The following is a 25,658-nucleotide window of genomic DNA, read 5'->3' on the forward strand; positions in this document are numbered from 1 at the left end:
GGAGAACCCCATGGCCTGGACCAGGGATGAGATGGCCGCGATCGCGGCCGAAGAACTGAACGACGGCGACTACGTCAACCTCGGCATCGGCATTCCCACACTTGTGGCGAACAACCTGCCGCATGGCGTCCGCGTGATCCTGCAAAGCGAAAACGGTCTGCTCGGCATGGGCCCGTTCCCCTACGAGGGCGAGGAGGACGCCGACCTCATCAACGCCGGAAAGCAGACCGTCACAGTCCTGCCCGGGGGCAGCATTTTCGACTCTGCCACCTCCTTCGGCATGATCCGCGGCGGGCACGTGAAGGTGGCCATCCTGGGCGCCATGCAGGTCTCGGGCGACGGTGATCTGGCCAACTGGACCATCCCGGGCAAGATGGTGAAGGGCATGGGAGGCGCCATGGATCTCGTGGCCGGGACGCCGCGCGTGGTGGTGCTCACGGAGCACAATGCCAAGGACGGCACCGCCAAGATCGTCAAGGAGTGCAGTCTTCCCCTCACCGGACTCGGCGTGGTGGATCGGATCATCAGTGACCTCGCGGTCTTTGATCTTGTAAGGAACGAACAGGAAACAGGCGACGGCGGCCGGCGGCTCACGCTCACCCGCCTCGCGCCGGGGGTCACCGTGGAGGAGATCCGGGAGAAGACCGAGGCCTCGTTCTCTGTCTCCCTTGAAGCAGCACCCGTACAGGAAGAATCACTGGAAGGAGCCACAGCATGAGCCTGAAAGATCAGTTCGGCAAGGACGTCCTGCTCACCGGCTGGGGCCACACCCGTTTCGGCAAACTCACGGACGAAACGCTCGAGTCGCTGATCGTCCAGGTCGCCACCGAGGCCATCGCCAATGCCGGCATCGATCCCGCCCAGATCGACGAAATCTACCTCGGCCAGTTCAACTCCGGCATGATGCCGCTGGCCTTCCCGTCCTCGCTGGCCCTGCAGGTTTCGGAGCAGCTGGCCAACGTGCCGTCCACCCGGGTGGAGAATGCCTGCGCCTCCGGGTCGGCAGCCTTCCAGCAGGGCGCCAAGTCGATCCTGGCCGGCACGGCCAAGACTGTCCTGGTGATCGGTGCCGAGAAGATGACCCATGCCGGGGCCGACGTGGTGGGCGCGGCCCTCCTCGGAGCGGACTACGACATGGCCGGCCAGGCTTCCACCACCGGCTTCACCGGACTTTTCGCCGACGTCGCCAAGCACTACGAGAAGCGCTACGGTCCGGTATCCGATGTCCTCGGAACCATCGCCGCGAAGAACCACCGCAACGGCGTGGACAACCCGTACGCCCAGCTGCGCAAGGACCTCGGCGAGGAGTTTTGCAGGACGGTCTCGGACAAGAACCCGCTGGTGGCCGATCCGCTGCGCCGCACCGACTGCTCCCCCGTCTCCGACGGTGCTGCCGCCGTGGTGCTCTCCACATCGCCAGCGGCAGCCGCCACCGCCCCGGTCCGGCTCGCCGGCTTCGGCCATGCCAACGACTTCTTCCCGGCAGAACGCCGCGACCCGGGCGTCCTGGCAGCGCGCCCTGGCGATGGCCGGCGTCGGGCTCGAAGAGCTGGACTTCGCCGAAGTCCACGACTGCTTCACCATCGCCGAACTCCTGATGTACGAGGCCATGGGCCTGACCGAACCCGGCCAGGGTACACGGGCAATCGAGCAAGGCTGGGTGTTCAAGGACGGCAAGCTGCCCATTAACGTCTCGGGTGGCCTCAAAGCCAAAGGCCACCCCGTCGGCGCCACCGGCGTTTCACAGCACGTCATTGCCGCCATGCAGCTGACGGGGACGGCCGGGGACATGCAACTGGCCAACCCCCGCCGCGCCGCTGTCCAGAACATGGGAGGCGTGGGCATCGCCAACTACGTCAGCGTGCTGGAGGCCGTCTAGCCCCTTCCGACGCCATTTGTGGAACGAGCCCGGCCGAACCAGCCCGGTTTTGATGCGCCTGCCCCGCCGGGCAGGCGCATCGCCGCAGGTTCATCAGCCGAAACCGGGCCAGTTCAGCACACCCGAGCAGATAGTCAGCCCCTGGCCCGGATCAACCGGGCGATTTCGGCGAAGCCCAGCCGCTCCGCGTTGTCCAAGGCCGTGCGGCCCTGGGGATCACGGATGGTGGGGTCGGCTCCGGCGGCCAGGAGCAGCCGGACCACTTCCTGCTGCCCCGGACCGCCATTATTGAGGAGAATGGCCTCCTGCAAGGCGGTCCAGCCGAGATTGTTCACATGGTCGACCGGAACGCCGGCGGCAATGAGGATCCGCACCGTCTCGACATGGCCGTGTTCGCTGGCCGGAATGAGGGCCGTCCCGCCGAAGCGGTTGGTGCTTTTCACGTCGGCCCCGTTGGCGATGGTCAGGCGCAGTACGTCGTTGAACCCCTCGGCGCCGGCGTAGAGGAACGCTGAATCCTGGATGGCGTCCTTGGCGTTGACGTTGCCGCCGGCCTGGATCAGCTCCTTGACCAGGGGAACGTTATTGGCCTTGGCAGCAAGGATCAGCCGCTGGTCGAGTTCCGCCTGGGCTTCCGGGGACAGGGCTGGACGCGAGGAGTCCGCCGGTTTCGGCACGGCTGGCTGTTCCTTTGGCGGGCCGGGCTTTGTCGCCTGCGGGGAGGCGGCGGAACCCGTGGCGGACGGGATCCCCGCGCCGGACGCCGGACTGTCAGACGCCGCAGTGCCGGACGCCGGACTGTCAGACGCCGCAGTGCCGGACGCGGGACTGTGCGAGGCGGCGCTGTCCGAGGGGCTGCCGCCCGCGTTGCCTGGGCTGCATCCAACGAGTGCCGCCACGGCCACCCCCACGGCAGCCGTCACTGCCATTCGCGACGGCCTGACAGACCGCCTGACAGACGTCCTGACCCCGGAATTCCTGAACCAGGCCATGTAAAGAGCCTACTCAGCGGCGCCGGCAATGGCAGCGGCACCTGCGTCCGCACAGGCTTCATCGAGTTTGCCGTCGGGAGCGCCGCCCACGCCGATCCCGGCAACAGACACACCGTTGACCTTGAGCGGGACGCCGCCGGGCAGGAACAGCGTGCCGGGAAGGTCTGCGATGCTGGGGCCGTTCCCCGTGACGCGCTTGGCCAGCTCACTCGTCGGCGTTCCGAAGGCGGCTGCGGTGTAGGCCTTGCGCTTGGCGGATTCGATGGTGTGCTCGGCGGCGTTGTCGCCCCGGAGGAGTGCCTGCACCGTGCCGAACCGGTCCACGAGGGCCACCGTCACGAAGGGCAGCTTGTCCGCCTGGCATTTGGCCAGCGCTGCACCCACGGCCTTGGCCGACGCGCCGACGCTGATACGGCTCTGCGACACCACGTTTTCGGGTGAGGACGGGATGTCAGCCGCGGGCACAGCGGCGGGCGCCGCTGCAGGCACAGCCGCAGGCACAGCGGGAGACGCGGTTCCGGCATTGGCGGCGACGGTTGCTCCGGCGGTGAGGACGAGCGCTCCGGCAGCGGCGGCGGAAAAAACCTTGTTGGACTTCTTCATGGGGGTCTCCTAGGGAAATGAAGGGCAGCGGAATCGTGTCCTTCCATCGTGCCCGCGGCCACGGGTACCCACATCGGGCCTTCGGAGGCGCCTGGCTCCGCCGTAAGGCCAGCGGTATCAGCCAAAAGTCTGAGAGACCAGCAACGGCGCGGGCAATAGCATGGTGGGTAGCAATCCCTCCACCGGAACCGGACCCCCATGCCTACCCGAGCCGCAGTCCCTGCCCCAGCCGTCTCCCCCGAAAATGCGCACTCGTCCGGAGTTCCGGCCCGCCTGGGCCGGATCGACGCCGCGGTGCACGCTGGCTTTGCGGTGCTGATGGTGGCGTCGGTGGTCCGCTACGTGATGCGCCACAGCCCTGCCGACAACCTCCTGGTCCTCGGCCTGGCTGTGACCGCCTGCATGCTCTACGCCGTCATCGCGGTGCTCGCGCAGCGCCGGCGCCCCTGGGCCGTCTGGATGTTCGCCCTCGTGGGGCTCTGGGCCGTGCTGGTCATCGCCGCGCCCAGCTTCGCCTGGTGTTCGTTTGCGTTGTTCTTCCTCTGCCGCACGGCGTTTACGGGGGCAGTCGCCTACATTGCGGCGGGAGCAACGGCGGCTGCCACCGCCGTCGGGCTGTTCCGGCTCAGCAACGGAACTGACCTCGCCATGCTGCTCGGCCCCCTCGCCGTCGGCGTCATGCTGACGCTGATCTATGACCGGATAGAGCACGACGCCGCCGAGCAGCGCCGCCTGCATGCGGAAGTTTCGCTCGCCCAGGGGCAGCTGGCTGCCAGCGAGCGCCGGGCCGGGGCAATAGCCGAGCGCGAGCGGGTGTCTCGGGAGATCCACGACACCGTTACGCAGGGCTTGGCCAGCAGCCTGTTGCTGCTCGAAGCGGCGAACCGCAACTGGCCGGGCGCGTCGGCCCGGCAGGACCTGCAGCAGGCCGGCGAGCTGCTGCGGCGGAACCTGGCCGAGACCCGCAGCCTGGTCCACGAGCTGGCGTCGCCGGGGCTGGAAGCATCCCCGCTCCCCGAGGCGCTCCGGCAGGCGGCCATCCAGTACGTCCCCGGGGTGCGGCTGCTCGTCACGGGCGAACCCCGCCCTGTTCCGGCGGACGTCCGGCACGCTCTGCTGCGCGTGGTCCAAAGCGCGGCGTCGAACATCAAGCTCCATGCGTCAGCCACGAACGCCACCCTGACGCTCGGTTTCCTTCCGGCGGCCGTCACGCTGGACATTTACGACGACGGTGCCGGCTTTGATCCCGCAGCGGTACCACCGCCGTCGGGCGCCGGAGGCTACGGGCTGCGGGCCATGCGGCAGCGGGTGGAACAGCTGGGCGGCGTATTCTCGGTGGAAAGCACCCCGGGCGAAGGGACCATCGTGGCTGCACAATTGCCTACAGGTGAGGACGCATGAAGGCCATCACCGTGCTCCTCGTGGACGATCATCTCGTGGTGCGGAGCGGACTCAAGGCCCTGTTGGGAACCCAGCCGGACATCGATGTGGTCGCGGAGGCGGCGTCAGGCGAGGAAGCCCTGGCACAGGTGGAGCAGCACTCCCCCGGCGTGGTGGTGATGGACCTGGCCATGGGCGCCGGCATGGACGGCATCGAAGCCATCCGGAGAATCCGCGAGCGTAACCGGCGGCAGGCCGTGCTCGTGTTCACCACCTACGATTCGGACGCCGACATCGTCCGGGCTGTGGATGCCGGCGCCATGGGCTATCTGCTGAAGGACGCCGCGCCGGAGGAAATCTTCGCTGCCATCCGTGGCGCGGTCCAAGGGAAGAGCGTGATGAGCGCTCCCGTGGCCTCGCGGCTTTTCCAGCAGCTGCGCAATCCGGACGAAGTCCTGACGCCGCGCGAAGCCGAGCTGCTGAGCCTCCTTATTGAGGGGCTCAGCAATCGGGAGCTTGGACAGCGGCTCTTCATTTCAGAAGCCACGGTGAAGACCCACCTCGCCCACATCTACGCCAAGCTTGGAGTGGAAACGAGGGCAGCCGCCATCGCCACGGCGATCCGGCGCGAAGGAATGCGCTAGGACCCCCGACCAGGGAGACGTGCGGCTAGACTACTTCGCACGCCGGACCAACCCCGCCACGACAGGAGCAGCCATGCGCGCCACCATCATCCACGGCCCCGGAGACATCAGGGTGGAGGACCGGGACTACCCGGCCGTCCACCTGCCCACGGATGCGGTGGTCAAGGTGACCGCGGCGTGCGTGTGCGGCTCGGACCTGTGGCCGTACCGGGGCGTGAAGCCGATCCGCAGGCCCTCCGCAATTGGACATGAGTTCATCGGCGTCGTGGAGAGCGTTGGCGCTGACGTGGGGGTGCTCAGGGAAGGCGATTTCGTCATCGCGCCGTTCGTGGTGAGCTGCGGCGCGTGTCCGCAGTGCCGCAACGGCGTGACCGTGGCCTGCGACCGGCTCGCGGGCTGGGGCGGCAAAGACGATGCGGGCCACAGGATCGACGGCGGCCAGGGCCAGGCCGTGCGTGTGCCGCTGGCTGAGTCCACACTCGTCAAAGTTCCCGGCGTCGGGGAACCGGACGAGGCGCTGCGCAAGAATCTCCTCACCCTGTCCGATGTGATGGCCACCGGCCACCACGCCGCGCTCAGCGCCCGGGTCGCGCCCGGCCGGACCGTTGTGGTGGTGGGCGACGGCGCCGTGGGACTCTGCGGGGTGCTGGCAGCGAAGCGGCTGGGAGCCGGGCGGATCATTGCCATGTCCCGCCACGCCGACCGGCAGGCAATCGCCCGGGAGTTCGGCGCAACGGACATCGTGGACGAACGCGGGGACGAGGGCGTGGCGAAAGTCCGTGAACTGCTCGGCGGCGTGCTTGCCGATTCGGTCTTGGAGTGCGTGGGGACCAAGGAGTCCATGGAACAGGCCCTGCACTCCGTACGCCCCGGCGGCGCTTTGGGATTCGTGGGCGTTCCGACCGGCGGCGCGGAAATCCCGCTGCGCTACCTGTTCGACAAGAACATCACGGTGTCAGGCGGCATGGCTCCCGCCCGGACCTACATCCCGGAACTGCTGGCGGACGTGCTCGCGGGCAGGATCAATCCCGGCCGGGTGTTCGACGTCGAAATGTCGCTCGAGGAGGCCCCTGAGGCGTACAAGGCCATGGACGAGCGGCGAGCGATCAAGGTACTGCTGAGGCCCTGAGCCGCTACGCGGGAACCGCCCGCGCCCTGTACTCACGCGGCGTGGCTCCGGTTTCGTTCAGGAATTGCCGGTTGAAGTTGGACAGATTCGAGAAGCCCACCTCATAGCAAATAGTGGAAATCGCCATGTCGCTGCGTTCCAGGAGCCGCCGGGCATGCGCCAGCCGCAGCTTGCGGACAAGGTCACTGAAATTCTGTCCGGTGGACCGCTTGAAATATTTCGAGAAGGTGGGTTCGGACATGCCCACCAAGGCTGCGGCCTCGGACATCTTTACGCTGCCCGCATGGTTATTGAAGACGTATTCGAGGACGATGTCCACCACTGCCGCGGCCTGGCCGTCCAGTTGCGGCCGGAACCATTCTTCGGCGAGGTAGCGCCGCTCGTCCTGGGGCGCCCGCGCAAGAATCGCGAAGAGCTCCAGGAGGTGGTGAAGCCGCTCCAATCCCTCGGATGCGCCCATGGCCTCGATCGCTGCGGCCGCGGCCCGGGCTGAAGGCCCCAGGAACTCGATCCCTCGTGCGGAGTGTTCCAGCAGTGGCTGGATCTCGACCATTTCCGGAACGACGGAGGCTGCCTTCCGGATCCACTTTCCGTCGAACTGGATCACGGCATCGCGCCGCTCCAGGACTTCTCCGGGCTCCAGGTCGCTGACCCAGTCGTGCGGCAGCCCGGAACCGATGAGGGAGACATGTCCGGCCTCGAACGTGCCGATGTGGTCTCCGACGATGAACTTTCCGCTGCCTTTCCGGATCAGGTGGATCTCGTACTCGGGATGGTAGTTCCAGCGTGCCAGCGGGCTGGGATAGTCGTGCTCGTGCCACCGGACCGAACTGTTCGGGTCGTCCGGAATAACTTCGCGGTTGGCGCGCATGCCCAGCAGCCTTTCGGCGAGCCTGGCAGATGCGCCGTTGCTCGGATCCGTCGCGCTCATTCTGATTCTCCAGGCATTTGATGGGTGTGTGGGATACGGGGCACGGTCGGGTGCCTTCCCCAACATTAGCGCCCCTCTCCTCACAGCGACATGGCAAATTTGTATCAGAAGTTGGCAACCACGGCGCTAGTTGTGCCCCACGCCTCAGGCCTAATGTTGAGGAACACAAGCGGGGCCCGTCGGATTCACGACCTTAGCCTCTCCCCCAGTCCGGTACTTCGATGAAGCAGTCGAAGTGCGGCGGCTGTGCACCCCCTGAAGAACAAAGGAGTCCTCAATGCGCCCAAAAATGCGCGCTGCCTCACTGGCCGCCGGCGCCCTGTGCATCGCACTTTCTGCCTCAGCCTGCTCCGGAGCCGGCGGCGGCACGGCCGCCGGTGACCAGAACAGCATCAATGTCCTGATGGTGAATAACCCGCAGATGGAAGACCTGCAGAGGCTGACCGCAGACAACTTCACCAAAGACACCGGCATCAAGGTCAATTACACGGTCCTGCCGGAAAACGACGTCCGGGCCAAGATCAGCCAGGAATTCTCCAGCCAGGCCGGCCAGTACGACGTGGCGTCCCTGTCCAACTACGAAATCCCCTTCTACTCGGAGAACAAGTGGCTGGCCCCCTTGGACAATGTGGCCAAGGACGCCGAGTTCAACCAGGCAGATATCCTGCCCGCCTACACCGCGTCGTTGACCGGCAAGGACGGCAAGCTCTACGGCGAACCGTTCTACGGGGAGTCCTCCTTTCTGATGTACCGCAAGGACATCTTCGAGGCCAAGGGCCTGACCATGCCGGAGAAGCCCACCTGGGACCAGGTCGCTGACCTTGCCGCGAAGGCTGACGGCGCCGCGCCGGGCATGAAGGGCATCTGCCTGCGCGGCCAGCCCGGCTGGGGCCAGGTCTTTGCCCCGCTGACCACCGTGGTGAATACCTTCGGCGGGACCTGGTTCGACAAGGACTGGAACGCCCAGGTCAACGCCCCCGAGTTCAAAGAAGCCACTGAGTTTTACGTGGACCTGGTCCGCAAGCACGGCGAGGCAGGTGCAGCGCAGGCCGGCTTCACCGAGTGCCTGAACAACATGAGCCAGAGCAAGGTGGCCATGTGGTACGACGCCACCTCAGCAGCAGGTGCTTTGGAAGCCGACGCCTCCCCGGTGAAAGGAAAGATCGGCTACGCCCAGGCACCGGTGAAGAAGACGGATTCGTCCGGGTGGCTGTGGACCTGGTCCTGGGGCGTGCAGGCTGCCTCCAAGAAGCAGGACGCTGCCGGCAAGTTCATCGCCTGGGCCAGCTCAAAGAAGTACGAAGAGCTCGTGGCCTCGAAGCTCGGCTGGGCCAAGGTCCCCTCCGGCAAACGTATCTCCACCTATGAGAACGCCGAGTTCCAGAAGGCCGCCCCGTTCTTCAAGGCAGAACGCTCCGCCATTGAAAACGCCGACCCGAAGAACCCCGGTGTGCAGGAACGCCCGGTCGTGGGCATCCAGTTTGTCGGCATCCCCGAGTTCGCCGACCTTGGCACCACGGTCTCCCAGGGCGTCAGCGCAGCGATCGCCGGCCAGGGCTCAGTAGCCGATGCGCTGGCGAAGGGCCAGGACGCCGCACAAAAAATCGGCGACAAGTACAAGAAGTAACAACCCACCAACCGCTGCTGTGGCCCTCCTGAGGGCGGGCCGCAGCAGCGCAGGAGAACATCATGACTACCGCACCAGCGCGCGCCGTCCCCACCCCCGGGCACAGCGCCTCCAAACCTTCCAAAGATGCCAGGGCGCGTGAACGCGCACTGGCCTGGGCACGGCGTGCGCCGCTGCTGCCGGCCCTGATCTTCCTCATCATCGTTACCCAGCTTCCGTTCGTGGTGACCCTGATCATCTCGTTCCTGAACTGGAACAGCCTCCGCCCGGACCAGACCGGTTTCGCCGGCTTCGACAACTACATCCAGGTCCTCACCAACGCCGACCTGCGCCAGGCCATCTTCACCACCATCGTCCTGACCGTCTCCGTGGTCCTGGCCAGCCTGGTCATCGGGCTCGGACTGGCCCTGCTGCTGGACAAGAAGTTTATCGGCCGCGGACTGGCCCGGACCCTGCTCATCGCACCGTTCCTCGTGGTCCCGGTCGCCGCGGCCCTGATCTGGAAGCACGCCCTGCTGAACCCCACGTACGGGCTGATCAATGGCACCCTGACCTGGATCTGGTCGCTGTTCGGCAGCGACACCCCGCCCCAGCCGGACCTGCTCTCCCAGGCGCCTTTGATGGCCGTGATCGTGTCCCTGGTCTGGCAGTGGACGCCGTTCATGATGCTCATCCTGCTCGCGGGACTGCAGTCCCGCCCCATGGACACCGTCGAAGCAGCCCAGATGGACGGCGCCACGTCCTGGGCCATCTTCCGGCACCTGACCCTGCCGCACCTTCGCCAGTACCTGGAACTCGGAGGCCTGCTCGGAGCGATCTACATCGTGCAGAACTTCGACGCCGTCTTCACCCTCACCTCCGGCGGCCTGGGCACGGCCAACCTGCCCTACGCCATTTACCAGACGTTCTACTTCGCCAACGAATATGGCCTGGCCTCCGCCGCCGGCGTCGTGGTGGTCGTCGGCACCATCATCGTGGCGACCTTCGCCCTCCGCACCGTTTTCTCGCTCTTCAAGAAGGAGGCAGCACGATGAGCACACTCACCCCTGCCGCGCCCCGCAAGTCGGGCCATGCCCGTTCCACATCGCCCGCCGCCCTGAACACCGGAACCCGCCGCCGCTTCGGTAAATTCGGTGGCAAGTCGCGCATGGACCCCACCCGGAACAACACCGCCGCCGGCGTCGCGGCCTGGCTGCTGGCCTTGCTCTTCGCCGCCCCGGTCCTGTGGATGATCCTGACCTCCTTCCACTCCGAGACGGACGCTGCCACCAATCCGCCCTCCGTCGCCGCGAACCTGACCCTGGACGCCTACAAGGAATTCTTCGGCGCCAGCTCCGGGGTCAGCCCGTGGCCGCCGCTGATCAACTCCGCGACCGCCTCGGTCCTCTCCACCGTCCTGGTGCTGGTTCTGGCCATTCCGGCCGCCTATGCGCTGTCCATCCGGCCCGTGAAGAAGTGGACAGACGTCATGTTCTTCTTCCTCTCCACCAAGATGATGCCGGTGGTCGCTGCGGTCCTGCCGCTGTTCCTCTTCGCCAAGACCGCCGGCGCCCTGGACAACATTTGGTTCCTGATCCTCATGTACACCTCCATGAACCTGCCCATCGCGGTCTGGATGATGCGCTCGTTCCTCGCGGAAGTGCCGGTCGAAATGCTGGAGGCTTCACAGATCGACGGCGCCAGCCTGCTCCTGACGCTCCGCAAGATCATCGCCCCGGTTGCCATGCCCGGCATCGCCGCCACCGCCCTGATCTGCTTCATCTTCAGCTGGAACGAACTCCTCCTCGCCCGCGTCCTCACCGGCGTCATGGCCGGAACCGCCCCCGTCTTCCTCACCGGCTTCGTCTCCAGCCAGGGCCTGTTCCTGGCCAAGGTCTGCGCGGCCGCCGTCGTGATCTCCCTTCCGGTGCTCTTCGCGGGCTTCGCCGCCCAGGACAAGCTGGTCCAGGGCCTCTCCCTCGGCGCCGTGAAGTAGCCAGCCACCTCAACTCCGACTTCCAGAGGATTGCTTCAAGATGACAACACCCACCGCACAGTCCCCCGCACTTGGGGCGGAAGTACCGGCCACCATGCGCGCCTCCATCCTGAAACGCCAGGGCGACATGGTGCTGGAAACCCTGTCCGTCCCGCAACTCGAGCCCGACCAGGTCCTCGTGCAGGTCGCCGCCGTCGGTGTCTGCGGCAGCGACGTCCACTACTACGAACACGGGCGCATCGGCGACTACGTGGTGGACCACCCGCTGGTCCTCGGCCACGAACTCTCCGGCCGCATCGCCGCCGTCGGAAGCGCCGTTGACCCTGAGCGCGTGGGCAAGCGGGTCGCCGTCGAGCCCCAGCGGCCGTGCCGCACGTGCAAGCAGTGCAAGGCCGGGCGCTACAACCTCTGCCCCGACATTGAGTTTTACGCCACCCCGCCGATTGACGGTGCCTTCGCCGAATACGTGACCATCCAAAGCGACTTCGCCTATGACATCCCGGACAGCGTCAGCGACGAGGCAGCCGCGCTCATCGAACCGCTCTCCGTCGGGCTGTGGGCCTGCGAACGCGCCGCAATCAGACCCGGCAGCCGCGTGCTCATCGCCGGCGCCGGCCCCATCGGGATCATCGCGGCCCAGGCGGCCCGCGCCTTCGGTGCCACCGAAATCTACATCACGGACATCGCCGAGGACCGCCTTGCCTTCGCCCTGGCACACGGCGCGACCCACGCACTCAACGCCAGGACTGACAGCGTGGAAGGGCTGGACGTCGACGCCTTCATCGACGCCTCCGGCGCCGCGCAGGCCGTCCGCTCCGGCATCAGGGCCGTCGGACCGGCGGGGCGGGTCATCCTGGTAGGGCTCGGGGCGGACGACGTCGAACTCCCCGTTTCGTTCATCCAGAACCGTGAGATCTGGCTCTCCGGAGTGTTCAGGTACACCAACACCTGGCCTCTGGCGATCCAACTCATCGCCGACGGAAAAGTGGACCTGGACATCCTGGTCACCGGCAAGTTCACCCTGGCCCAATCAGAGGACGCACTGAAAGCCGGCAAGCAACCAGGGCAGCTCAAGGCCGTCGTTTACCCCGGCCGATAAGCCGGCAAACGGCACCACCGCGCCGCTCAACAGGTACAACGTTCACCATCGACCTGCAAGGAAGCAGCCATGCCATTACACGAGAACGGTACGCAAGCAGACATCCCTGACGACGGGACCCTAATCGACGACGGAGCTTTGATCGACGACGGGGCCTTCATCACCGTCATCGGCGAGTCACTCGTTGACATCATCGACGCCCCGGGGCGGGGACCAACAACGCGCGGAAACACCGCGCCCGAGGCGCACCCGGGCGGCAGCCCGCTCAACGTCGCCGTCGGCTGCGCCCGTCTGGACCTCCGGACCAAGCTCGTCACCCATTTTGCCGAGGATGCCTACGGGCAGATGATCGCCGACCACCTGGACAGCAACGGTGTCGACGCCATTGTCGGCGGCTCCCTGCCGACCTCAACTGCCGTGGCGTCCCTGGATGCCGCCGGAGCCGCGCACTACACGTTCTCAATCAGCTGGGACATCAACGGGGCCTCCATTCCTGCCCTGGCGGTGGCGGAGAATTCACTCCATGTGCACACCGGATCCATCGCAACGCTGCTGCCCCCGGGCAACAACTCCGTCCGGGGGCTGATCGAGGCAGCACGCCCGCATGCCACCGTCAGCTTTGACCCCAATTGCCGGCCCGCCATCAGCCCGGACTCGGCAGCGGCGAGGGAACAGGCCGAAGATTTCGTGGCCGCCAGCGACATCGTCAAAGCCAGCGATGAGGACCTCCGGTGGCTTTACCCCGACAGGACGCCGGAGGACTCCATGGCCGCCTGGCTGGAACTCGGACCATCACTGGTGGCCCTGACCCGCGGCGCCCGGGGACCGGTCATCCTGACCCGGCAGGGACGCGTGGAGATGCCGGGCGAGGCCATCACAGTGGCAGACACCGTAGGGGCAGGAGACTCCTTCATGGCAGCCCTGATCTCCGGGCTGGCGCAGATGGACGCACTCGGGGCGGCCGGCAGGCCACGCCTGCAGGAACTCTCACCGGATGAACTGCACGGCCTGGCCGCCTACGCGAACAGGGCCGCGGCCATCACCTGCTCGCGGCCAGGGGCAAACCCTCCCCGGCTGGCGGACCTGGAGTTAGCCGCCGCCCGTAAGAGCTGATTTAGGACATCCCACAGAAAAACAATGGCCGAACACTCCGTTAATGGAGGCCGTTAATGCCGTCATCAGGCGTTGCAGAAGGGACAGTTGATGACTCCAGCTATTGCACGGCCCGCGTGCTGCCCATAGGTTTGAGATAGCGGAAAACATTCTCCGCATCTGCCTGCCGTTGGAGCAGGACCAGAAATAAGGGTTACAAAGGAAGTAGCAGCACATGGCAACAGGCACAGTTAAATGGTTCAACGCCGAAAAGGGCTTCGGATTCATCGCTCCGGATGACGGATCGGCAGATGTATTCGCGCACTATTCGGCAATTGCCAGCAGCGGCTACCGCTCCCTGGATGAAAACCAGAAAGTCGAATTCGACGTGACCCAGGGCCCCAAGGGCCCGCAGGCTGAGAACATTCGCCCGCTGTAGGTTTGAAGAAACTGCCCGGGACGTGCTGGCAAGCACATCCCGGGCAGTTTCTGTCTCCTGGCGCTTTTGGTCCCGGCGCCTTTGGTCCTGGCCGCCCCTAAGCCGAGAGTGCACCCATGGATGACAAAGCGATCCTGCACCGCTACCTCCGCACCCGCCGCGGCCAGCTTCTCGCGAAGCTCGACGGTCTGGGCGAGTACGAAGCCCGCCGGCCGATGACGTCCACAGGGACCAACCTGCTGGGGCTCGTCAAGCACGTCGCCAGCGTAGAGCTCGGCTACTTCGGCGAGGTGTTTGGCCGTCCCAGCGGACGCGACCTCCCCTGGTTCGACGACGCCGCGGAACCAGACGCGGACATGTGGGCCACCGCCGGGGAGACACGTGATGAGATCGTAGAGCTGCACCGCTTCTCGGCCACGCACAGCGATGCCACCATTGAGTCACTGCCGCTGGATGCGCCAGGCGTCGTGCCGTGGTGGCCGGAAGAGCGCAGGCACGTTACATTGCAGCAGATCCTCGTGCACATGTGCGCGGAGACCGCCCAGCATCTGGGGCACGCGGATATCCTCCGCGAACTGATCGACGGCGCCGTGGGGCAGGGCCCCAATGATCCCAACCTTCCCGTGCGGAGTGCCGCAGAGCAGAGCGCCCACGTCGACCGGATTGAGGCTGCCGCACGTGAGGCCGCCGCGCGCGCCGGGACCTAGACGAAGGCGGACTTCCCGGTTACGGCCCTGGCAACGATGAGGGAGTTGATCTCGTAGCTTCCCTCATATGTATAGAGGATTTCGGCATCCCCGAAGAGCTTGCCCATCTCGAAGTCGCTGCTGATGCCGTTGCCGCCGAGCAACGACCGCCCCATGGCCACGGACGATCGTGCGAGCCGCGTGGTGGTCGCCTTGGCCATGGCGGCCTGGGCCATGTCCAGCCGGCCCTCCTCCTGGATCCGGGCGACCTGCACCATCAGGGCCAGCGACGCGGAGGCGTTACCGAGGATCTCGGCCAGTTGCTGCTGGATGAGCTGGAACCGGGCCAGTTCCTTGCCGAACTGCCGGCGCTGAAGCGAGTAGGAGCGCGCGACGTCGAACGCGGCCAGCTGGATCCCCGCACCCTGCCATCCCACCCACGCGCGCGAATCCCGCAGGAGCCGGTTGGCCTTGGAGAAGTCCGTTGCCCCGGGAAGCAGGTTCGTTTCGGGAACCCGGACGTTGTCCAACACGATGTCCGCGTTCTGCATGATCCGCAAGCCAATCTTGTTGCTGATCTTGGTGGCGGCGTAGCCGGGCCGGTCCGTTTCAACAATGAAACCCTTGATCTGCTGGTCGGCCTCATCCCGGGCCCACACCAGGGCAAAGTCCGCAATGGTTCCGGCGCCAATCCATCGCTTGGCACCGTTGATCACCCACTCGCCATCCTCCAGTCTGGCCGAGGTTGCAAGTCCCCCCGCGATGTCCGAGCCATGGTCCGGCTCCGTGAGGGCGAAAGCTCCCAGCTGCGTGAACGCCGTCAGTCCAGGCAGCCAGCGGCGCTTCTGCTCCTCGGACCCAAGCTCATGGATCATGCCCACAATCAACTCGTTGTGGATGCCCACCAGGGCCGAAAGCGACACGTCGGCCCGGGCCACCTCAACGTACATGAGGCCCTTGAAGAGCTTTGATGTGCCGTCGGTCTGCAGCCCGCCGAGCCCGCATTTGCCCATCTCCGCCAACAGCCCGAACGGGAACTCCTCGCGGTTCCAGTAATCGATGGACTGCGCCCTGACCCTGGACTGCAGGAACTCCCGGACGTCCAGGTAGCGCTTCCGTTCGTCCGGAGGAAGCAGGTCTGCGATGTACATGAGGTCGGCGTCGGGGAAGGGCGGCGCCTGCCCGCGCATGTCGTCACCGGCCGCCGCAGGCACGGCTGTGGATTGTCCGTTGTCACGTCCTTGTGGCTGCACGGGCGCGGTCCCTTCGCTCTTTCAAACCCTTGGATGTCCTAGTATATTGCAGAGTGATATGGATCACTAGGACGTGCATCCCCAGGCGAAAGGTGCCCCATGACAGTCACCGATGACTTCCGTGCAGCACGCGACCAACTGCTGGCCCTGCGCAACAACTACGGCGAGGCCAGGAGCAGCTTCCAGTGGCCACGGTTCGAGGAATTCAACTTCGCGCGGGACTGGTTCGATGCCTTGGCGGCGGACCCGGCAACGGGAGCCAAACCCGCCCTGGTGATCGTGGAACAGGACGGCACGGCGACCCGCCGCAGCTTCGCCGAACTGTCGGTCCGTTCGAACCAGGTGGCGAACTGGTTCCGGGGCCAGGGGGTGCAGCGCGGGGACCGCATGATCGTCATGCTTGGAAACCAGGTGGAACTCTGGGAGATCATGCTGGCGGGCATCAAGTCGGGCGTCGTCCTCATCCCCACCACCACCCTGATGGGCCCAGCGGACCTGAAGGACCGCGTCGAGCGCGGCGAAGCGGCCTGGGCCGCCGTCGGAAGTTCCAACATCGGCAAATTTGCCGATGTTCCGGGAAACTACAGGCTCATTGAAGTCGGCGCGGCTGGGACCGGCCAGCCGGACACCCTGCAGTACTCGGACTCCGCCGCCTCCCCGGGCGAATTTGCTCCGGACGCCGCCACTAAGGCCGACGAAACCCTGCTCCTGTATTTCACTTCGGGCACCACCTCGAAGGCCAAGCTCGTGGAGCACACGCACACGTCCTACCCCGTCGGCCACCTCTCCACGATGTACTGGATCGGCCTCGAGCCCGGCGATGTCCATCTGAACGTTGCCTCCCCCGGCTGGGCGAAGCATGCGTGGTCCAACGTGTTCACGCCGTGGATCGCCGAGGCCTGCGTGTTCATTTACAACTACGACCGCTTTGACGCCCGTTCCCTCATGGAGCAGATGGACCGCGAGAAGGTGACCAGTTTCTGCGCGCCGCCCACTGTGTGGCGGATGCTCATCCAGGCAGACCTCACGCTCCTGAAGAATCCGCCCACGAAAGTCGTTTCGGCCGGTGAACCGCTCAACGCCGAGGTGATCGGGCAGGTCCACCGGGCCTGGGGCCAGACCATCCGCGACGGATTCGGCCAGACCGAGACCACGGTCCAGGTGGCCAACACGCCCGGCCAGCCGGTCAAGATCGGGGCAATGGGCCAGCCATTGCCCGGTTACGATGTGGTCCTGGTTGATCCCGCCACCGGGGAAGAAGCGGACGACGGCGAGCTGTGCCTGCGCCTGGACCCCCGCCCTGTCGGGCTGATGAAGGGGTACTACGGCGATCCCGAAAAGACGGCTGAGGCCTTCCGGGCCGGCTACTACCACACCGGGGACATGGCCAGCAGGGACGGGAACGGCGTCATCACTTATGTTGGCCGCGGTGACGACGTCTTCAAATCCTCTGACTACCGGCTGTCCCCGTTCGAACTGGAGAGCGTGCTGATCGAGCATCCTGCCGTGGCCGAGGCTGCCGTCGTTCCGTCGCCGGACCCCGTCAAACTGTCCGTGCCCAAGGCCTTCGTGGTTCTTGCGCCAGGCCACGACCCCGGCCCTGAACTGGCTGAGGAGATCCTCCGCTATTGCCGGGACCGCCTCGCACCCTTCAAACGCATCCGCCTGATCGAATTCACCGAGTTGCCCAAAACCATTTCCGGCAAGATCCGCCGCGTCGAACTGCGCCGCAGTGAAGAGGCCAGGCACGGCGGCGCGTCCGTTTCCGGCACGCCCGTTCACCAGAGTCCGGGCACGAGCACGGGCACCGGCCCGGGCCCGGGCACGGAGTACTCCGAAGCTGACTTTCCGGGCCTGAAAAGCGGGAAATGACCGTGGGAACGCCGCTGCCCCGCGACCCCATCGCCGACGCCCAGCGGAACTGGGAACGCCATGGCTGGGGCGACGTCGCCGCGCCAATGGCCGCAATTACAGCAATCATGCGCACGCAGCAGATACTCCTGGCCCGCATCGAGGGCGCCCTGAAGCCCTTCGGCCTCACCTTTGCCCGCTATGAGCTCCTGGCGCTGTTGAGCTTCGCACGCAGCGGCGCGCTTCCGATGAACAAAGCCAGCGCCCTGCTCCAGGTGCACCCCACGTCGGTGACCAACGCCGTCGACCGCCTTGAAAAAGCCGGACTCGTGGTGCGCTCACCGCACCCCACCGATGGCCGCACCACGCTGATCGAGCTCACCACCGAGGGCAGCACCGTTGCAAAACGTGCGACGGCGGTGCTCAACACGGAGGTTTTCAGCCAGTCCGGATTCACCGCCGGCGACACGGACCAGCTGATACGGATACTCGCAGACTTCCGCCGCAAGTCAGGGGACTTCGCCGAAGAATGACGCCCGGGCGGGCGGCGGCTTCAGCCGCAGCGCCCGGTCATCAGCCTGGCACCGTGTCGCTTTCCACGCGCCGGCCGGAGGGATGCCGCAGTTCCTCAATGAAGGCGTCGAGCGGGGCAATCTGCTGCGGGTTGTTTGCCAGCTGGACGAGGTCGGCCGCCGTGCTGCACACCTTGATGTTGGTGTGCTGGCTGTGGATCGAGAGAAGGTCGAATGCCGCTTCGGAGTTGATGCGCAGGATCCCCATCAGAATGCCCTTGGCCTGTTCGATGGTGGCGCGCGTTCCGACGGCACCCTCCACCGCCTCGCGGGCGGCCCGCTCCGTCTCCCAGTGAAGCGTGCTGGTCAGGTCAATGATGAAGCCGTCCGCGCGCTGCAGGACGCCAGATTCGACGACGGCCTCCCCGGCCGTGATGACGCGGTGCTCCCGGAGCTTGGAGTCGATGAGGCGGTGGTAGCTGCAAAAGTAGCCGCCCGAGACGCAGGCGGCCTCGAAGACCTCACGGCAGCGGTCGCGGTCCTCGGGATGCTTGTGCGAGTAAAGAAGTTCGATGGTGGGTACGATCTCCCCGCGTGCGTACCCGTGCAGGGCGTAGATGTCATCCGACCATCGCAGTTCCCGGGACACAGCATCGTAGTGAAATGTACCGGCAGCGCAGTTAGCTTCGCCCAGAGCACTGGAGTAGGTGTTTACAGTCTTCGGCTGATTCGTCGCGCCTTCTGCCGCACCCTGCCCGTCCATGCTCAGGCGCCTGGGAAATAACTGTCGGTGGCGGACACGAGCGGCCTTATCTGCTCACCGGTCCTGCACCCCCGCCGGACGTCCGTGCGCGATGGAGCGGTGCGCCGCAGTCGTGTCACCGAAATATCCCTTACGTGACCCATGCCTGCGTACTCGCGGACTGCGGCAATTCCCTCTACCGCTTCCTCCTTATTGGAAAAAGCCCGGGACACGGCCATCACTGTGCCGTCCGGGGCTGTGAGCTGGAATCTGAACCTAGCGTCATCGTCAAGGAAAAGTTCAAACATACCGGCCATAAAGATCCCCCTTGCTCAACAGAAATACAAGGCTCCCGGTGACATCGTCGGCACCGGAAGCAGTCCACGTGTTCCTGAATCACGCCGCGGATTACGCAGGGCGCGATTTGATGAATTTATGAAAGTCTGAACCAGGCAGGCCTGTTTGGCAAGGTCTGGCCAGCTAGCTGACCGGGGTTCACGTCCTGGTTCCGGCCCGCTATGTTGTAGCTGGAGATTGGAAGGTCTAAGACAGACCGTTCTGTCTCTATAATTGACTGCAGGCGCGGCAGTTCAGCAGCGCCGGCATCGGATGGGGACTGCAGCGGAGGAAATCCATGATGGATGACATGGCAGGCGGCGTGGTCCTGAGCGACACAAAGGCAGACCTCTTCAAATCGATGGGACATCCGGCGCGGATCCTCATCCTCGAAATGCTGGTTGACGGACCGGTGGCAGTGAGCCGGCTGCGCGATGACACGGGCCTTGAGGCCTCAAACCTTTCCCAGCACCTGGGCATCCTCCGGCGGCAACGGCTGATCGTCCCCTCCCGGAAGGACGGCCGTCTCTTCTATGAACTCTCCTGCTCCGACGTGAGCCAGGTCCTGCAGGCCGCCGGCGGCCTGCTGGGGTCTGTGCGGATGCCTGCCGGCGGCCTGCAAACCGCGGGCTGATGCGCCAACAGGCCGCCGCTCCGGCGACTTTCGCTGATCGCCGCCGGAACTTCACCTCCCGTTAATAGCCGTGCCTTAGCGTTGCTCTTCTAATACCCGAGCGAGGGGAACGCGGGCGAGGAAGGGAACGATCGTGGCCGACATTGCTGCTGTTCTGGGGCGTCTCGCCCCGCACGAACTTGAGGAGATCCGGGCCACTGGCCCGAAGGGCCACCTGAGCCGCCACATTATCCAGGCACTGGACCGCGCCGCCGGAGGTCCGGGCTCGGGGCGCGGTTACTACGTGCCGACCGGGAGCGTCAGCCCCACGGGGAGCCCCCACCAGATCCTGCGGAGCGACGTCGCGGCGTGGCTTTTCGGGGCCCCGGAACGCACCGAGGCGGCAAACTCCCACTGACAGGCTGATCTTCAGCACAGGCGACGTCAGTACAGGAAGATGTCGAACCATTCCCGGTTGTGGGCATGCAGCAGGACCAGGAACAGGACAAAGTCGAAGAGCAGGTGGACAGCCACGATGTAGGAAAGCGACTTGGTCACCGTGAAGATGCGCGCCTGAAGCAGCGCGAACGGGAAAATGAACAGCGGTGCCCAAGCCCGGAATCCGAGCTCCCACAAGAAGGACGTGAACAGTACCGCCTGCAGGAGGTTGGCCTGCCAGTCCGGCATGTGGCGACGGAACAGGGTGAAGGCCGTGCAGATGAAAAACAGTTCATCCCAGATGCCCAAGGCGTTGGTCCCGATGAAGAGCCGGATGATGCCGTCGGGGTCGTGCACCGCGGGCCAGTTTTGGTAGACGCCTGTCCGGACCATATAGACGGGCAGCACCGCATAGCCAAGCACCACCACCACGGGCAGGTACAGCTTCTCGCCGCGGGTCCACTTATTGCCGGTCATGACGGGAAACACGATTGCATGCTCCCTGGTGACCCAGCGGGACACCGCGTAAGGGACGCCCACGGCCAGGATCATGGCGGACCCCATGACAAGCATGTGCGAGGTGCTGACGTCGGTGGTGATCGGAACCGCGCTGATCACCAGGATTCCGGCCGCGATGAGGATGAGGTCACGGAAGAGCGCCCGGTCTGCGAGCGCGGCAAGCACGAGCGAGGCGGCCAGCAGCGCGTAGCCCGGGACGGGCTGGTGCATCGCGAAGAGCAGGAAGCCGGACAGCGACAGCATCGCCGAGGGGACCACGCGTACGGAGGTCACCTTGGCGGTGCGCTGCTCTGCGACTGGGAGGTTCACCGGTGCCTGAACTCCGGCTGGCGCTTCTCCGAGAAAGCCGCCATGCCTTCTTTCTGGTCCTCGGTGGCGAAGAGCGAATGAAACAGCCGTCGCTCGAAAAGCACGCCCTGGGCCAGCCCGGTTTCGAAGGCCGCGTTGACGGCCTCCTTGGCCAGCATGGCGGCAGGCTTTGACTTCGAGGCGATGACTTCGGCGGCCTTCAGCGCCTCCTCCACCGTGTCCCCTGCGGGCACTACCCTTGCCACGAGTCCGGCGCGCTCCGCCTCGTCCGCATCGATGAACCGGCCGGTCAGGATCATGTCCATTGCTTTGGCCTTGCCCACGGCCCTGGTCAGCCGCTGGGAGCCGCCCATCCCCGGAAGGACTCCAAGGTTGATCTCGGGCTGCCCAAACTTGGCGTTGTCCCCGGCGACGATGAAATCGCACATCATGGCCAACTCGCATCCGCCGCCCAGGGCGAAGCCGGACACTGCGGCGATCAGTGGTATCCGCAGTCTGGTGAGGTCTTCCCACCCACGGAACCAGTCGGCGTCGTACATCTCCATGTATCCCTGGGACGCCATTTCCTTGATGTCCGCCCCGGCAGCAAAGGCCTTCCCCGAACCAGTGATCACTACGGCCCCCACGCCGGGATCGGTGTCCATGTCTGACACCGCAGCGACGAGTTCATCCAGCGTCGCCCTGTTCAGCGCGTTCAGTGCTTCGGGCCGGTTCAGGGTCACGAGGCCCACGCGCCCGCGGCGCTCCACCAGAATGTTCCCGTACTCCTGCGTCATGCATGCCCCTTAAGTGTTTGGTCCCCAATTCAAACTAAGCCTACTTACCGGATTTGTCCCGAATGTCGGTGATAATGCCGGAGAAATCCCTTCCGGCACCGCCTTCGGCTGCGAAGGCATCATAGATTTCGGAGGCCAGCGGCCCCATTCGGGCAGCCACCCCGGTGCTTTGGATCGCGTTCAGGGCGAGCTTGAGGTCCTTGGCCATCAAGGCCCCGGCAAAACCCGGTTGATACTCGCGGTTGGCCGGACTCGTGGGCACCGGCCCCGGGACGGGGCAGTTCGTGGTGAGCGCCCAGCACTGGCCGGAAGCCGCGGAGGCGACATCGAAGAGCGCCTGGTGCGTCAGTCCGAGTTTTTCACCCAGGACAAATGCCTCGCTCACGGCAATCATGGACACTCCGAGGATCAGGTTGTTGCAAACCTTGGCGGCCTGCCCCGCGCCGTGGTCGCCGCAAAGGACCACGCGTTTGCCCATGACCTCCAGCATCGGGCGCACCGCTTCAAAGTCCTCCGGCAGCGCTCCGACCATGAACGTCAGCGTGCCGGCCTCCGCACCCACAACGCCCCCTGACACCGGTGCGTCCACTGCCCGGTGCCCTGCCTCGATGGCCAGCCGGGCCGCCTCCCTGGCCTCGTCCACGTTAATGGTCGAACAGTCCAGGAACATGGTGCCTGGAGCGGCGGCGGCCAGCAGTCCAGGCTGCCCCTCGGCACCTTGGTAGGCGTCCAGCACATGCCGGCCGCTGGGGAACATGGTGAGGACCACGTCAGCCCCCGAGACGGCTTCGGCAGCGCTCCCGACGGTAGGGACGCCGTGCTCACGCGCGGCTTCCAGGGCCGCCGGCACGACGTCGAAGCCCGCCACGGTGTACCCGGCCTTGACCAGGTTGATGGACATGGGCCCACCCATATGGCCCAGCCCGAGAAAGGCGATGTGTTCCTTCCTGGCCCCAGCAGTGCCGGCCGTTGAATTCTCCCCGGCTTCTGCAGCTTCCGGTGTCGCGTCGTCAGGCATGGTCAGTCTCCCTTTCCAGCAGAACCAGTTCCCTCTCGCCCAGTGGGGCGAAGTACCGCTCAACGTCCTCCGTGTGCACTTCCGTCAGCGTGGGCGGCCGCCACTGCGGGTTGCGGTCCTTGTCCACCACCTGGGCACGGATCCCTTCGCGGAAGTCCGGCCCGGCCAAGCAGCGAAGGCCCACCCGGTACTCCTGTGCCAGGGCCTCGTCCAGGCTCAGCTCCGTGGCCCGGCGCAGCGATGCCAGGGCCACCTTCACCGCCGTGGGCGACTTCGACTCTATGGTGTCCGCAGCCTCCGCCGCCGGGCCGCCCTCCGCCCGCAGCCTGCGGAGGATTTCCCCGGCGTCGTCGGCCGCGTAGCAGGCATCGATCCAGTCCCGCTGCGCCTCCAGGGCGGAGGCGGGCGGCTTCTCTGCGAAGCGTCCGACGGCGGACTCCGCAGTTTCGTTTTCCAGTGCCGCCGCCAGTTCAGCGAGCCTGCCGGACGGAACAAAGTGGTCCGCGAGGCCCAGGAACAGCGCGTCGGCTCCGCTCAGATGTGCTCCCGTCAGCGCCGCATGCGTGCCGGCCTCCCCCGGTGAGCGCGCGAGCAGCAGGGTTCCGCCGACGTCGGGGACGAATCCGATGGTGGTTTCCGGCATTCCCGACCTGGTCCGCTCCGTGACGACCCGTACGGAACCGTGGGCGGAGATGCCCACGCCGCCGCCCAGGACCAGCCCGTCCATGAACGCCACATAGGGCTTGGGATAGCGGGCAATGAGTGAGTTCAGCCGGTACTCCGCTTGCCAAAAGTCCGCGGTCTCGTGCCCGCCGGCGAGGATGTCGCGGTAAATGGCCACGATGTCCCCGCCGGCACATAAGCCCCGCTCTCCGGAACCCTGCACCAGAACAGTGGCCACGCCGTCGTCGTCCGCCCACGCGGTGAGCCGCTCCAGCATGGCGGCCACCATGCCGGCGTTGAGCGCGTTGACCGCCTTCGGGCGGTTCAGCGTGATAACGCCGAGGTGGCCGCGCTGTTCGAACAGAACCTCATCCGGAGAACCCTCAATCGTTTCAGCGGTCATCAGCTTCCTTCCGGCATGATGAAGCTGGCGCCCTGGCGGATACCGGAGGGCCAGCGCGAGGTCACGGTCTTGGTCTTGGTGTAGAAGCGGAAGGCATCGGCTCCGTGCTGGTTGAGGTCGCCAAAGCCTGACGCCTTCCACCCGCCGAACGTGTAGTAGGCAATGGGTACCGGGATGGGCACGTTGACTCCCACCATGCCTACCTGGACCCGGCTGGCGAAGTCGCGGGCCGCGTCCCCGTCGCGGGTGAAGATGGCCACGCCGTTGCCGAACTCGTGCTCACTGCAGAGGCGGAGGGCTTCGTCGTAGTCGGAAGCGCGAACGACACTCAGCACCGGGCCGAAGATCTCCTCCTTGTAGATCTTCATGTCCTTTGTGACATTGTCGAAAAGCGTGGGCCCGATCCAGAAACCGCCCTCATAGCCGTCAACGGTGAGCCCCCGGCCATCAGCCACCAGCGTCGCGCCGTCCTCCACGCCGGACTGGATGTAATTTTCGATCCGCTCCTTGGCAGATCCCGCCACCACGGGCCCGAAGTCCGAATCCTTGTCCAGGCTGTGGCCGACCTTCAGGTGCCTGACCCGGTCCTCCAGTTTCGCCACCAGGGCGTCCGCTGTGTTTTTGCCGACGGGTACGGCCACGGAGATGGCCATACAGCGCTCCCCTGCGGATCCGTATCCCGCGCCGATCAGGGCATCGGTGGCCATGTCGAGGTCGGCGTCCGGCATGATCACCATGTGGTTCTTGGCACCACCGAAGCATTGTGCGCGCTTTCCGTGGGCCGCCGCCGTGGCGTAGATGTACTGTGCGATGGGGGTCGAGCCGACAAAGCCGATGGCCTTGACGCGCGGGTCCTCAAGCAGCGCATCCACGGCTTCCTTGTCACCGTTGACCACATTGAAGACTCCGTCCGGCACGCCGGCCTCCGAGTAGAGCTCCGCCAGCCGGAGGGGCACGGACGGGTCGCGTTCGGAAGGTTTGAGGATGAAGGCATTGCCGGCGGCGAGGGCGGGCCCGGACTTCCACAGCGGAATCATGGCCGGGAAATTGAATGGCGTGATGCCCGCAACCACGCCCAGCGGCTGGCGCATGGAATGGATATCAATGCCGGTCCCGGCGCTGTCAGTGAACTCGCCCTTGAGCAGATGCGGTGCCGCGGCGGCGAACTCCACCACCTCGATGCCGCGTTGGATATCCCCCTTGGAATCCGCAACCGTCTTGCCGTGCTCCGAGGAAAGCAGCCGGGCGAGCTCGTCCAGGTTCTCGTTTACCAGGTCCACGAACTTGAGCAGAATGCGCCCGCGCCGCTGGGCGTTCATGGCGCCCCACTCCGGCTGGGCTTTCTCCGCACTTGCAATGATGTTGCGGACTTCCTCCGCGCTGGCCAGCGGAAGCTTCGCCTGCACTTCACCCGTACAGGGGTCATAAATGTCACTGAACCGGCCGGAAATACCATCTACCCTGTGGCCGTCGACGTAGTGGGACAGTTCGCGCACCATGATGGAATGCTCCTTTGCATGTGACCCAGGTCATCTTGGAGCTGAATATACTCGGACTTCCTACTAAATTCCAGAGTCCAAAATTTGGCGCCGACGGCCCCGCCGTCGGCGCCGCCGGGCGGCCGCCATCAGACGCCTTCGGCCGCCGCCGTTGGGCACTTTCATGTGCTTCCACGGCACATGGCCGTCATATCCCGGCTTGTCCGCGCGGAAGTGCCCCGGTTCTGCGGGCGCTCCCCTTGCGCCCCGT

The 25,658-nt window shown here is 65.7% G+C and carries 27 protein-coding genes and 1 pseudogene; 17 read left to right on the forward strand and 11 right to left on the reverse strand.

Annotated elements, in window-relative coordinates; all coding sequences use genetic code 11:
* The first annotated feature begins 10 nt into the window (after nt 1–10).
* Both AC5RUM_RS01415 and AC5RUM_RS01420 read left to right on the forward strand, forming a co-directional pair.
* Entirely contained in the window at nt 11–718 is a 708-nt protein-coding gene (locus AC5RUM_RS01415; protein WP_494033259.1) for a CoA transferase subunit B, read from the forward strand.
* Nucleotides 715–1,879 (forward strand): annotated as a pseudogene (locus AC5RUM_RS01420) (acetyl-CoA acetyltransferase). The gene AC5RUM_RS01415 and the pseudogene AC5RUM_RS01420 overlap by 4 nt, the downstream one beginning before the upstream one ends.
* 134 nt (nt 1,880–2,013) lie before the next feature.
* Here AC5RUM_RS01420 and AC5RUM_RS01425 read toward each other — a convergent pair.
* Nucleotides 2,014–2,556, reverse strand: a complete 543-nt coding sequence (locus AC5RUM_RS01425) for an ankyrin repeat domain-containing protein (protein WP_494033260.1) — start codon at nt 2,554–2,556, stop codon at nt 2,014–2,016.
* Between the two features lie 58 nt (nt 2,557–2,614).
* Here AC5RUM_RS01425 and AC5RUM_RS01430 point away from each other — a divergent pair, with 58 nt between their 5' ends.
* Nucleotides 2,615–2,875: a hypothetical protein gene (locus AC5RUM_RS01430; RefSeq protein ID WP_494033261.1), complete on the forward strand. Its 261-nt coding sequence runs from the start codon at nt 2,615–2,617 to the stop codon at nt 2,873–2,875.
* A gap of 5 nt (nt 2,876–2,880) precedes the next feature.
* On the opposite strand, the gene AC5RUM_RS01435 is transcribed toward AC5RUM_RS01430, so the two are convergent.
* Nucleotides 2,881–3,474, reverse strand: a complete 594-nt coding sequence (locus AC5RUM_RS01435) for a GlcG/HbpS family heme-binding protein (RefSeq protein ID WP_494033262.1) — start codon at nt 3,472–3,474, stop codon at nt 2,881–2,883.
* A gap of 198 nt (nt 3,475–3,672) precedes the next feature.
* Between AC5RUM_RS01435 and AC5RUM_RS01440 the strand changes: the two genes are divergently transcribed.
* From AC5RUM_RS01440 to AC5RUM_RS01450, 3 genes are all read left to right on the forward strand, one after another.
* Entirely contained in the window at nt 3,673–4,875 is a 1,203-nt protein-coding gene (locus AC5RUM_RS01440; RefSeq protein WP_494033263.1) for a sensor histidine kinase, read from the forward strand.
* Complete coding sequence (locus tag AC5RUM_RS01445) at nt 4,872–5,498, forward strand: response regulator (protein WP_494033264.1); 627 nt, start codon at nt 4,872–4,874, stop codon at nt 5,496–5,498. The genes AC5RUM_RS01440 and AC5RUM_RS01445 overlap by 4 nt, the downstream gene beginning before the upstream one ends.
* Before the next feature lie 73 nt (nt 5,499–5,571).
* On the forward strand, nt 5,572–6,627 hold the full coding sequence (locus tag AC5RUM_RS01450; RefSeq protein WP_494033265.1) for a zinc-dependent alcohol dehydrogenase family protein: 1,056 nt from the start codon (nt 5,572–5,574) through the stop codon (nt 6,625–6,627).
* Between the two features lie 4 nt (nt 6,628–6,631).
* On the opposite strand, the gene AC5RUM_RS01455 is transcribed toward AC5RUM_RS01450, so the two are convergent.
* Nucleotides 6,632–7,558: an AraC family transcriptional regulator gene (locus AC5RUM_RS01455; protein ID WP_494033266.1), complete on the reverse strand. Its 927-nt coding sequence runs from the start codon at nt 7,556–7,558 to the stop codon at nt 6,632–6,634.
* A gap of 277 nt (nt 7,559–7,835) precedes the next feature.
* On the opposite strand from AC5RUM_RS01455, the gene AC5RUM_RS01460 reads away from it, so the two are divergent.
* From AC5RUM_RS01460 to AC5RUM_RS01490, 7 genes are all read left to right on the forward strand, one after another.
* Nucleotides 7,836–9,185, forward strand: a complete 1,350-nt coding sequence (locus AC5RUM_RS01460) for an ABC transporter substrate-binding protein (protein WP_494033267.1) — start codon at nt 7,836–7,838, stop codon at nt 9,183–9,185.
* Nucleotides 9,186–9,247: 62 nt separating this feature from the next.
* Nucleotides 9,248–10,219 (forward strand): carbohydrate ABC transporter permease, encoded by a 972-nt coding sequence (locus AC5RUM_RS01465; RefSeq protein WP_494033268.1) that lies wholly within the window; start codon nt 9,248–9,250, stop codon nt 10,217–10,219.
* Nucleotides 10,216–11,160, forward strand: coding sequence for a carbohydrate ABC transporter permease (locus AC5RUM_RS01470; protein WP_494033269.1), 945 nt, complete (start codon nt 10,216–10,218; stop codon nt 11,158–11,160). The genes AC5RUM_RS01465 and AC5RUM_RS01470 overlap by 4 nt, the downstream gene beginning before the upstream one ends.
* 40 nt (nt 11,161–11,200) lie before the next feature.
* Entirely contained in the window at nt 11,201–12,259 is a 1,059-nt protein-coding gene (locus AC5RUM_RS01475) for an NAD(P)-dependent alcohol dehydrogenase (RefSeq protein ID WP_494033270.1), read from the forward strand.
* A gap of 69 nt (nt 12,260–12,328) precedes the next feature.
* Entirely contained in the window at nt 12,329–13,372 is a 1,044-nt protein-coding gene (locus AC5RUM_RS01480) for a carbohydrate kinase family protein (RefSeq protein ID WP_494033271.1), read from the forward strand.
* A 214-nt stretch (nt 13,373–13,586) separates the two neighbouring features.
* Nucleotides 13,587–13,790 (forward strand): cold-shock protein, encoded by a 204-nt coding sequence (locus AC5RUM_RS01485; RefSeq protein ID WP_013599688.1) that lies wholly within the window; start codon nt 13,587–13,589, stop codon nt 13,788–13,790.
* Between the two features lie 116 nt (nt 13,791–13,906).
* Nucleotides 13,907–14,497, forward strand: coding sequence for a DinB family protein (locus AC5RUM_RS01490; protein ID WP_494033272.1), 591 nt, complete (start codon nt 13,907–13,909; stop codon nt 14,495–14,497).
* Here AC5RUM_RS01490 and AC5RUM_RS01495 read toward each other — a convergent pair.
* Complete coding sequence (locus AC5RUM_RS01495; protein ID WP_494033861.1) at nt 14,494–15,666, reverse strand: acyl-CoA dehydrogenase family protein; 1,173 nt, start codon at nt 15,664–15,666, stop codon at nt 14,494–14,496. The two genes, AC5RUM_RS01490 and AC5RUM_RS01495, sit on opposite strands and share 4 nt — an antisense overlap.
* Nucleotides 15,667–15,828: 162 nt before the next feature.
* On the opposite strand from AC5RUM_RS01495, the gene AC5RUM_RS01500 reads away from it, so the two are divergent.
* Nucleotides 15,829–17,601, forward strand: a complete 1,773-nt coding sequence (locus AC5RUM_RS01500) for an AMP-binding protein (protein ID WP_494033273.1) — start codon at nt 15,829–15,831, stop codon at nt 17,599–17,601.
* 2 nt (nt 17,602–17,603) lie between these two features.
* Nucleotides 17,604–18,113: a MarR family winged helix-turn-helix transcriptional regulator gene (locus AC5RUM_RS01505; protein WP_494033862.1), complete on the forward strand. Its 510-nt coding sequence runs from the start codon at nt 17,604–17,606 to the stop codon at nt 18,111–18,113.
* A gap of 40 nt (nt 18,114–18,153) precedes the next feature.
* On the opposite strand, the gene AC5RUM_RS01510 is transcribed toward AC5RUM_RS01505, so the two are convergent.
* Nucleotides 18,154–18,855 (reverse strand): PAS and ANTAR domain-containing protein, encoded by a 702-nt coding sequence (locus AC5RUM_RS01510; protein WP_494033274.1) that lies wholly within the window; start codon nt 18,853–18,855, stop codon nt 18,154–18,156.
* Between the two features lie 2 nt (nt 18,856–18,857).
* Nucleotides 18,858–19,151, reverse strand: a complete 294-nt coding sequence (locus tag AC5RUM_RS01515) for a YegP family protein (protein WP_494033275.1) — start codon at nt 19,149–19,151, stop codon at nt 18,858–18,860.
* A gap of 317 nt (nt 19,152–19,468) precedes the next feature.
* On the opposite strand from AC5RUM_RS01515, the gene AC5RUM_RS01520 reads away from it, so the two are divergent.
* Nucleotides 19,469–19,804, forward strand: a complete 336-nt coding sequence (locus AC5RUM_RS01520; protein WP_494033276.1) for an ArsR/SmtB family transcription factor — start codon at nt 19,469–19,471, stop codon at nt 19,802–19,804.
* Between the two features lie 133 nt (nt 19,805–19,937).
* Nucleotides 19,938–20,201 (forward strand): hypothetical protein, encoded by a 264-nt coding sequence (locus AC5RUM_RS01525; RefSeq protein WP_494033277.1) that lies wholly within the window; start codon nt 19,938–19,940, stop codon nt 20,199–20,201.
* Between the two features lie 26 nt (nt 20,202–20,227).
* On the opposite strand, the gene AC5RUM_RS01530 is transcribed toward AC5RUM_RS01525, so the two are convergent.
* From AC5RUM_RS01530 to AC5RUM_RS01550, 5 genes are all read right to left on the reverse strand, one after another.
* On the reverse strand, nt 20,228–20,983 hold the full coding sequence (locus tag AC5RUM_RS01530) for a CPBP family glutamic-type intramembrane protease (RefSeq protein ID WP_494033863.1): 756 nt from the start codon (nt 20,981–20,983) through the stop codon (nt 20,228–20,230).
* Between the two features lie 62 nt (nt 20,984–21,045).
* Complete coding sequence (locus tag AC5RUM_RS01535) at nt 21,046–21,825, reverse strand: enoyl-CoA hydratase (protein ID WP_494033278.1); 780 nt, start codon at nt 21,823–21,825, stop codon at nt 21,046–21,048.
* 40 nt (nt 21,826–21,865) lie between these two features.
* Nucleotides 21,866–22,843: a 3-hydroxyisobutyrate dehydrogenase gene (gene mmsB, locus AC5RUM_RS01540; protein ID WP_494033279.1), complete on the reverse strand. Its 978-nt coding sequence runs from the start codon at nt 22,841–22,843 to the stop codon at nt 21,866–21,868.
* Nucleotides 22,836–23,909 carry an enoyl-CoA hydratase/isomerase family protein gene (locus tag AC5RUM_RS01545; protein ID WP_494033280.1) on the reverse strand — a complete coding sequence of 358 codons (1,074 nt, stop codon included), beginning with the start codon at nt 23,907–23,909 and terminating at the stop codon, nt 22,836–22,838. The genes mmsB and AC5RUM_RS01545 overlap by 8 nt, the downstream gene beginning before the upstream one ends.
* A complete protein-coding gene (locus tag AC5RUM_RS01550; protein WP_494033281.1) occupies nt 23,909–25,408 on the reverse strand; it encodes a CoA-acylating methylmalonate-semialdehyde dehydrogenase in 1,500 nt (499 codons plus the stop codon). Before AC5RUM_RS01550 ends, AC5RUM_RS01545 begins: the two co-directional genes overlap by 1 nt.
* Nucleotides 25,409–25,658 lie beyond the last annotated feature (250 nt).

The organism is Arthrobacter sp. B2060 (assembly GCF_059090445.1).